Source organism: Pirellulales bacterium (assembly GCA_035546535.1).
GTDB lineage: Bacteria > Planctomycetota > Planctomycetia > Pirellulales > JACPPG01 > JACPPG01.
Genome location: DASZWQ010000142.1, coordinates 1 through 8034 on the forward strand (window position 1 = coordinate 1; position 8034 = coordinate 8034).

Annotated in this window: 7 protein-coding genes; 3 read left to right on the forward strand and 4 right to left on the reverse strand. The window is 61.3% G+C overall.

What is annotated here, in order from left to right; genetic code table 11:
* The 4 genes from VHD36_16880 to VHD36_16895 all read right to left on the reverse strand — a co-directional run.
* Positions 1 to 184 (reverse strand): transposase (locus VHD36_16880; protein ID HVU89001.1); only part of this gene is annotated, 184 nt, incomplete at its 3' end.
* Between the two features lie 438 nt (positions 185 to 622).
* Positions 623 to 1897, reverse strand: a complete 1275-nt coding sequence (locus tag VHD36_16885; GenBank protein ID HVU89002.1) for a DUF1559 domain-containing protein — start codon at positions 1895 to 1897, stop codon at positions 623 to 625.
* Between the two features lie 340 nt (positions 1898 to 2237).
* Positions 2238 to 2771 (reverse strand): type 1 glutamine amidotransferase domain-containing protein, encoded by a 534-nt coding sequence (locus tag VHD36_16890; GenBank protein HVU89003.1) that lies wholly within the window; start codon positions 2769 to 2771, stop codon positions 2238 to 2240.
* A gap of 228 nt (positions 2772 to 2999) precedes the next feature.
* Positions 3000 to 3281: a hypothetical protein gene (locus VHD36_16895; protein ID HVU89004.1), complete on the reverse strand. Its 282-nt coding sequence runs from the start codon at positions 3279 to 3281 to the stop codon at positions 3000 to 3002.
* A gap of 195 nt (positions 3282 to 3476) precedes the next feature.
* Between VHD36_16895 and VHD36_16900 the strand changes: the two genes are divergently transcribed.
* The 3 genes from VHD36_16900 to VHD36_16910 form a co-directional block, all read left to right on the forward strand.
* Complete coding sequence (locus VHD36_16900; protein ID HVU89005.1) at positions 3477 to 4625, forward strand: D-TA family PLP-dependent enzyme; 1149 nt, start codon at positions 3477 to 3479, stop codon at positions 4623 to 4625.
* Positions 4626 to 4883: 258 nt separating this feature from the next.
* Positions 4884 to 6923 (forward strand): tetratricopeptide repeat protein, encoded by a 2040-nt coding sequence (locus VHD36_16905; GenBank protein HVU89006.1) that lies wholly within the window; start codon positions 4884 to 4886, stop codon positions 6921 to 6923.
* 239 nt (positions 6924 to 7162) lie between these two features.
* A partial coding sequence (locus VHD36_16910; protein ID HVU89007.1) for an ATPase domain-containing protein occupies positions 7163 to 8034 on the forward strand: 872 nt, incomplete at its 3' end.

Sequence of the window (8034 nt, forward strand, 5' to 3'; positions counted from 1 at the left end):
GGAAATGGTCGGGCAACAAAACGATGGCATCGATTCGAAACGGCCACCGCGTCTTGCAAGCCCGGAAGGCGGCGCGTAGTGACAAGCGCGCCGCTGCGCCGCACAGTATTTGCGCCCTTCCTTGCGTCACCACCGTGAAGAAGTACGTACCGCCGGGCACGAAGTAACGGCGATAGTCCGGCATACACAGCTCGCAACATCGCGTAGGGTGCCCTGCGGGCACCAGAATTATGACGACGGCAGCGCAAGAAAGCACATTTGGCAAGATTTGCACGAATGCGATAGGGCATGGTGCCCACAGGGCACCAGAATCATGTAGGGTGCCCTGCGGGCACCAGAATTATGACGACGGCAGCGCAAGAAAGCACCTTTGGCAAGATTTGCACGGATGCGATAGGGTATGGTGCCCACAGGGCACCAGAATCACGTAGGGTGCCCTGCGGGCACCAGAGTTATGACGACGGCAGCGCAAGAAAGCACATTTGGCAAGATTTGCACGAATGCGATAGGGCATGGTGCCCACAGGGCACCCTACAAATACAAAAAAAGTGGAGGCCTTGCGACCTCCACTTTTCGTTGCTGGTATCACACCGTCGCACGAGGCGGCAAGGTCAGGCCGGCACTATTGCATGTCCTGGCCACTGATCGTCGAGTTGCGGAACCCGCCCGTGTAGACGCCGTTGTTAGCGAAGCCAGTGTAGTCTGTTGAAAGCGTCCCAGCCGACGTTGGTATAAACGGCAGACCAGCCGGATTGCACTTGGCACCGTCCGGCGTCATAAGCAAGCAGTAGACAAGGTAGTTAATGTTTTCGTTCATCGTCGATGTGCGGCCATCCGCGTAAGAAACGACAACGATTCCGGGATGATTGCTCGAGGGACGGGCGTACATCATGTCGGTGGCATATCCAACGTCCGCTTGGGGCAAACCGTTGATTTGAGCCACGAGTGAAGGGGGCGCAGCAGCATACGGCCACCACACGAAGCCCGCGAATGCTTCGGGAGACAGGACCGTCGGGGCCGGCGGAACACTCGAACTCACTGCTGTGCCGCCACCAACGGGGGCAGGAAAATAACCATTGTTTGCGGCAGTATTCGATGTACTGAAAGTCTGGTTCTTAGTCGATCCACTGGCGAGTACATCTGGGTTGTTCGCGTTCGGATCGCCGAGACTTAATTCGTCGTACCAGTTCCGTGCCTCCAGATTCTCCGACAATAGCAGGGTGTTGCTCTTGCCGTCACGAATCGTGTCGTCAGTATTGCGCGGCAAAGAACTAAGTTTGCCAGCTTGCTGCCAGTACAAATCCCAACGGCTCATAAAAATACCGTTCGCTGGCGTATCGGGTTGGTTTAGCGGTTGCGACTTCGTGGGAGCTGGCGAAGTCGTCGTTGCGACCGGGCTACCATTAATGGAAATCAACGGATACAAATCCGCCTGCCCGCAATTCACGACGTAGCTAATCGGCGTCGCTTGTGACAACGCCGTCACATCGCTGGGACAAACCAACGATTCGAGGTAAGGAAATGGCAGTTGGCTTTGAACGGTGGGCGTACCAGTGAGGTTACCCAGCATCTGCTTCCATTGGTCGGAAACCAGTCGTTGCTCCATGTATGGCAGAATAGCTACGGTCCAACTCACTGGGAGCAGACCATTGTTCGTCTGCAAAACATCGCGATAGCCAGGGTACAGCTTCTTCGCGCCGGTGTAGTTAGTGACCGCTAACGTGAGATTGTGCTGGTTGTTCATGCACGTGTTGCGGCGGGCCGCTTCACGGGCCATCTGCACGGCGGGTAGCAACAGTGCCACTAGAGTGCCGATGATGCTGATCACGACCAACAGCTCGACCAGCGTGAAGCCGCGCTGGGCCGATCTGCTGACACAAGAATTACGGCGGATCATATGATTACCTCTCTTTGGTCCCAGCCGAATGTCGGCGCAGAAAGCACCCCTGAGATGACACCCGTCAGTCTATCAATGCCAGCGGACGGCGACAAGCTTTTTCACCGAAAATCGTTCGCCCTAAAACGTGAGCCTGCAAAGGACTTGGGGAGAAGTGGGCAGTCGGCAACGGGCAGCGGGCCGTCGGCGGTCGGCAGTGGGCCGTCGGCAGCGGGCAGAGGGGAATCAGGGAGTACTCGGTGAAATTCCCGCCGGGCAAGCCCGGCGGCTAAATAGCGACTACCCTGCCGCCGGCGTCCATTCACGGGCCACCTACTGCCCTTTTCCTACTGCCCTTTTCCTACTGCCTGCTGCCGACTACATCGATGATCGCTCGGCAGAAGTCGGGCAGGTCGTCTGGTTTGCGGCTCGAGACGAAATGCCGATCGACGACCACGGCGGCGTCTTCCCACTGGGCGCCGGCGTTGACCAGATCGTCCTTGATGCCGGGCGAACCGGTCACCCGCACTCCGCGATACACGCCCGCCGAAATGGGGATCCAGCCGCCGTGGCAAACGGCCGCCACCAGCTTTCCGGCCTCGGCAAAATCGCGCACCAGAGAAAGCACCTTCGGGTCGCGGCGCAGCTTGTCGGGCATGAACCCGCCAGGGACGACGACACCGTCAAAGTCGGCCGCCTCCATGTCGGCGATCGCCGCATCCGACCGGCATGGATAGCTGTGCTTGCCGCGATAAATGTGGTCGGCCTTCGGACCGGCGACCGTGACGTGTGCCCCCGCTTCGACCAGCCGCAGCCGGGGATACCAGAGTTCCAGGTCCTCGTAGATGTCCTCGACGAACATCAGGAATCGCTTGCCGGAGAGCGGCTGGGTCATGGTGGTAAACCTCAATAAGTCGGCAGTGGGCAGCCGGCAGAGGGCAGTCAGTGGCCAGTAGTCGGTAGTCAGTATACAGAAGGCGGCAGCACGGAGAGCACAGCGCGCATTAGCCGCCGTGCCAGCCCGGCGGCTAAATCATCGCTGACTACTGGTTACCGACTACTGACGATCGGCGATCGATTTCTTGCCAGCATTTACTGCCGGCTGCCCTCTGCCGACTGCCTGCTAATTCAGCCCGGCGGCGCCGCGCGTGCCGACATATTTACAAAGGACGATTTCCAGCCAGATTTCGTCGATCCGGTCGAACGGCTCGTAGATGTGCAGCGCGGAGGAAGTGACGCCGATCATCGGATCCGCGAAGCCAACTCGCCCGTTCTCCTCGGGCAGGGCGAAGGCCGCCGTCGGCGATTCCTCGCCGCGCGAGGCCCGCTGGTGCTCGGGCGTGCCGGGGCTGATCGTGCGGCCGTCGAGCGGCCCGCGGCAAAGGCGAAAGAATCGCTTTCTCATCGTCGCGCGGAACGGAGTGCAGGTCTGGCATTTCGCGCTGCCATGCGCGGCGCGAGAGCGGCATGTGTCCAAGAGAATCGAACCACGGCCGCCACAACTTAAGCTGATTCGCGCTGTCGTCGCCGTGGCGCGCCGCGCAGGGGGCGGCATTCGCGGCACAAGCGTTAACCGTTATGCTGTTTGACACTCCGTCGCATGGCACAAACGATTCCCTCGGCAAGCTCTAACGAACGCATGGAAAAACGCTGGTACGAAATCGAAAACGTCGCGGAACTGGCAACGCCAGCCCTGGTCGTGTACCCCGATCGGGTCGATGAGAACCTGCGCCGCATGATCCGTCGTGCCGGGGGCGTCGGGCGGCTGCGTCCGCACGTAAAAACGCACAAGATGCCCGACGTCGTGCGCCGCAAGCTGGCTTTCGGCATCACGAAGTTCAAATGCGCGACGATCGCCGAGGCCGAGATGCTGGCCGCGTGTGGCGCGCCCGACGTGCTGCTGGCCTATCAGCCGGTCGGGCCCAACGCCGCTCGACTGGCGCAACTGGCGGCGAAGTTCCCGGCGACGCGATTCTCGACGGTCGCCGACGATGCGTGCGCCGTGAGCGCGCTGGCAAGCGCCGTGGCCCAGGTGGGAGCAAGCGTGGAAGTGCTCCTGGATCTCGACGTCGGCATGCACCGCAGCGGCATCGCGCCAGGCGCGGAGGCCGTTGAACTTTATCGTCAGGTTGCGGCGTCTCCTGGCTTGCGTCCTGGCGGCTTGCACGTCTACGACGGGCATATCCGCGCCACGGACCTGGCGACTCGCACCGGCGAGACGGCAAGCGCTTTCGGCGCCGTCGATTCACTCGTCACGGAGTTAACGGTCGCAGGCCTGCCGGTGCCGCGGATCGTCAGCGGTGGCACGCCAACTTTTCCCGTACATGCTTCGCGCGCGGACGTCGAATGCAGCCCCGGCACATGCGTGTTTTGGGATCAGGCGTATGCGACGCGCTTTCCGGACCTTGATTTCCTGCCCGCCGCGTTACTCGTCACGCGCGTCATCAGCCGTCCGACCGCGAATCGACTGTGCCTGGACTTAGGCTATAAGGCCGTATCGCCTGACAACCCCGACCCGCGCGTGCATCTGCTTGATTTGCCGGAGGCGAAAGCGGTGGTGCACAGCGAAGAGCACCTGGCGATCGAAACGTCGCGTGCCGCGGAATTTCGCGTGGGCGACGTGCTGTACGGTGTTCCCTGGCATGTCTGCCCCACGGTCGCGTTGCACGCGGCGGCCGCGACGATCGAAGACCGGCGCGCGACCGGCTCGTGGCCGATCGTGGCGCGCGACCGCAAACTATCGATCTGAAGTCCTCGGCTGTTCGCGGCTTGTCCCCCTCGGCATGCGGAGTTAGGCTCAAGTTCTTCACCGTCGGCCACAAAAGTCGGCCGCGGCGCAAGAGCACGTCGCGGATTTCGCAAGCGCAGGCGGCCTTCGAAATAGTGCAGCGGCGCGTGGCCGCGTGAGTCCATGAAACCTCGCACCAAAACGCAGCGGAAGCAGCCGCGATCGACCTCCCGTGGATCCCGCTACGCGCCGCTTGCCCCCGCCGAACCGCGTTGGCGCTTGACTGCCGGAGCCGGCCTGCTTGTGGCGATGGTGGCCGTCGCCTATCTGCCGGTGGTGCGGACCGGCTTCATCTGGGATGACGAGAATTACGTCGAGGGTAACGAAGCCCTGCGCACGGTCGACGGGCTGCGCCGCATCTGGCTCGTTCCGGCCACCGAGAAGCAATACTACCCGCTCGTCCACACGACGTTCTGGCTCGAATATCACTTGTGGGGCTTGCGGCCGCTGGGGTACCACCTGGTGAACGTCGCTTTGCACGCGACATCCGCGGTGCTGTTTTGGCGCTTGCTCGCGCGGCTGCGCGTGCCAGGGGGATGGCTGGCGGCGGCGATCTTCGCCGTCCATCCGGTCATGGCCGAAAGCGTCGCCTGGGTTACCGAGCGGAAGAACGTCTTGAGCCTGCTTTTGGCTCTCCTCTCGCTGCACGCGTATTTCCGCTTCGCGCCGCCCGAGCAAACAGAAAACGGTCGTGACGTCAGGCTCGCTGGCAACTGGCGCTCGTATACATTGTCGCTCGCGCTGTTCGTGGCGGCGCTCTTGAGCAAGACGGTGGTTGCTTCGCTGCCCGCGGTGATTTTGGTGATCGTGTGGTGGAAGCGGGGGCAGGTCTCGGGAAGAGAGATTCTGCCGCTGGTTCCGTTTTTCGTCGTGGGCATCGGCTTGGGACTGTTCACCGTGTGGACGGAAAAACACAATGTCGGCGCGCGCGGGGACGAATTCGATTTCTCGATGTTGGATCGCGTACTTATTGCGGGCAGGGCCGTCTGGTTCTACGCCGGCAAGCTCGCCTGGCCTTATCCGCTGGCATTCTTTTATCCACGCTTCAAGATCGACGACCATGCGCTGTGGCAATATCTATTTCCGCTTGCCGCATTGGCGGTGATCGTGGCACTGTGGTGGTGGCGCGAGAAAATCGGGCGGGGCCCACTGGCCGCCGTGCTCATTTTCACGGGCGTGCTGGTGCCGGCGCTCGGTTTTTTCAACGTGTATCCTTTCCGCTATTCGTTCGTGGCTGACCACTTTCAATATCACGCCAGCCTGGCGCTGTTTGCCCTGGCCGCCGCGGGGACGGTGTTGGCTTTGAAGCGGCTGCCGGGACAGTTGCAAAAGGCCGCCCCGATCGCGGCCGCCCTGTTGCTGGTGGTATTCGCCGGGCTGACCTTCAGCCAGACGTTTGTCTATCGCGACCTGGAAACGCTGTATGTGGACACGATCTCGAAGAATCCCGAAGGCTGGGTGGCGTATTCCAACCTGGGCGTGTACGCCGAAGCGTCAAGCGACCACGACAAAGCGTATGAAAACTTCAAAAAGGCCGTCGAGCTCAACCCCAACGACGAGAAAATGCAAAGCAACATGGGGCACGTCCTCTTGAAGCTTGCCGAGCGCGATGGCTTCACGCCGGAGCGCATCGACGAAATGATGGGATACTTTCGCCGCGCCCTGGAAATTGATCCTAGTTCGATCTCTGCCCGCCGCGGCATGGGCTTTGCCCTGGTGCATGCCAACCGCGCTAATGAGGCCATCGAGCAATTCGCGCGCACGATAACGTTGCGCCCCAATGACGCCGATTCCTGGTCCGGCCGCGGCGTCGTTCTGGCAGCCGCCGGGCAGGCAGAGGAGTCCGAAAAAAGCTTTCGCCGCGCCCTGGAAATCAATCCGAACTACGTCGAAGCGCTGCGCGGCATGGCCATGCTGTGCATGCAGCAGCGCCGCACGGTGGAGGCGATCAGTTTTCTCGAACGGGCCGTCGCCATTAAGCCCGATTACCCTGAAGCCGAGTTCGAGCTCGCCAACCAGTACGCCATGCGTCGAGAATTCAAAAAGGCCCAGCAGCATTACGCCAAGTCGGTGGCCAAGAGGCCCAATTTCGTCGAGGGGTGGGTTCGACTAGGCGCAGCCTACGGCGACCTGAGCGAATTCGATCTGGCGATCAAATGTTTTCAGCAAGCCCTGGTTTTGGAGCCGACGAACAGCGCGGCGCAAGCGAATCTTCAAAAGGCACGCGGGCTGAAAGAAAAACAGGCGACGATACCGTAATGCCGGAGGACGCGCAGCCGTCGCCGACTGGGAATGAGAAATATCGCCGCGCTTGCTCGAACCTCGAAGCTGCCCCAGTGGTCACAGAATACGACCGCGCGGCGGAAGCAGACAAAGCCACGAACTGACACCACCAGGCCACGTGCGACACACCCACCGAAATGCTGGCAAGCCACGCCGGAGTTAAGCGTGCTGCTTGCCGCGAGCTTTCAATATATAGAGAGAGGGACCAACTCAGGATGCGCGAGGCTGCACGACTTTCGACCGGCATACCAGGCCTCGACGAGCTTTTGGGTGGCGGACTGCTGCCCGGTACGCTGACCGTGGCCTCCGGTGCCACCGGCATCGGCAAGACCCAACTGGGGTTGCAATTTGCCAACGCCGGTCGCGCGCAGGAGGGGCGGCGGGGCATCATCTTCGACATGTGTTCGCGCGGCGACAGCCAGAACCATGCCGATTACGCACGCCGCATGTTCGACTGGCAATTGGCCGTTAGCGATCCCAGCCATGCGCCCGATCTGGCACATTTCTTCGACACCCTCGATGGCTGCGGTGACTATTTGCGGGTCTTCGAATATCACGGCCGTCGCGTGACGCGCGGCGATATGGAGTTCGAAGCCTGGCAGGATTGGCAAGGCGAGCTGTCGCGCAAGCTGGCCGCGGCCATCGCCTTCTTTTACGGGAACTTCCTGCGCGGCGTGCGCCGCACCGTGATCGACGGCGTCGAACCGGTCGGGCGGGCCAGCGACTCGATTCAGTTTGATTTGTTCGAGTACATCTATCATCAGATCCTGCGCAAGGATCCGGAATGGGTTGCCCGCGACCTGTTCCGAGAGCGATTTCGCGAGAACGCCGCACGGATCGCGACGGCCATCTACGACAACAAGCGCGTCGGCTGCCTGCTCTTGTACACTTCGCCCGAGGTCATGCTCGAAGAGCTGGCAGCCCGCCCGCTGGAAGAAGGGGACGTGTTGTCGAACGCCAATACCGTGATCTACTTCGGCAAGATCCGCAGCGGCAATCGTCTATCGCGCGCGCTGTATATTGCCAAGCACCGTGGTAGCGCTTGCACGGATGAAATCGTCCCCTACACGATCGACGATCGCGGATT

Excerpts from the sequence above, each read along its gene's own strand:
- VHD36_16885 (HVU89002.1), bottom strand. The coding sequence starts at position 1,897 with ATGATCCGCCGTAATTCTTGTGTCAGCAGATCGGCCCAGCGCGGCTTC.
- VHD36_16890 (HVU89003.1), bottom strand. The coding sequence starts at position 2,771 with ATGACCCAGCCGCTCTCCGGCAAGCGATTCCTGATGTTCGTCGAGGAC.
- VHD36_16895 (HVU89004.1), bottom strand. The coding sequence starts at position 3,281 with ATGAGAAAGCGATTCTTTCGCCTTTGCCGCGGGCCGCTCGACGGCCGC.
- VHD36_16900 (HVU89005.1), top strand. The coding sequence starts at position 3,477 with ATGGCACAAACGATTCCCTCGGCAAGCTCTAACGAACGCATGGAAAAA.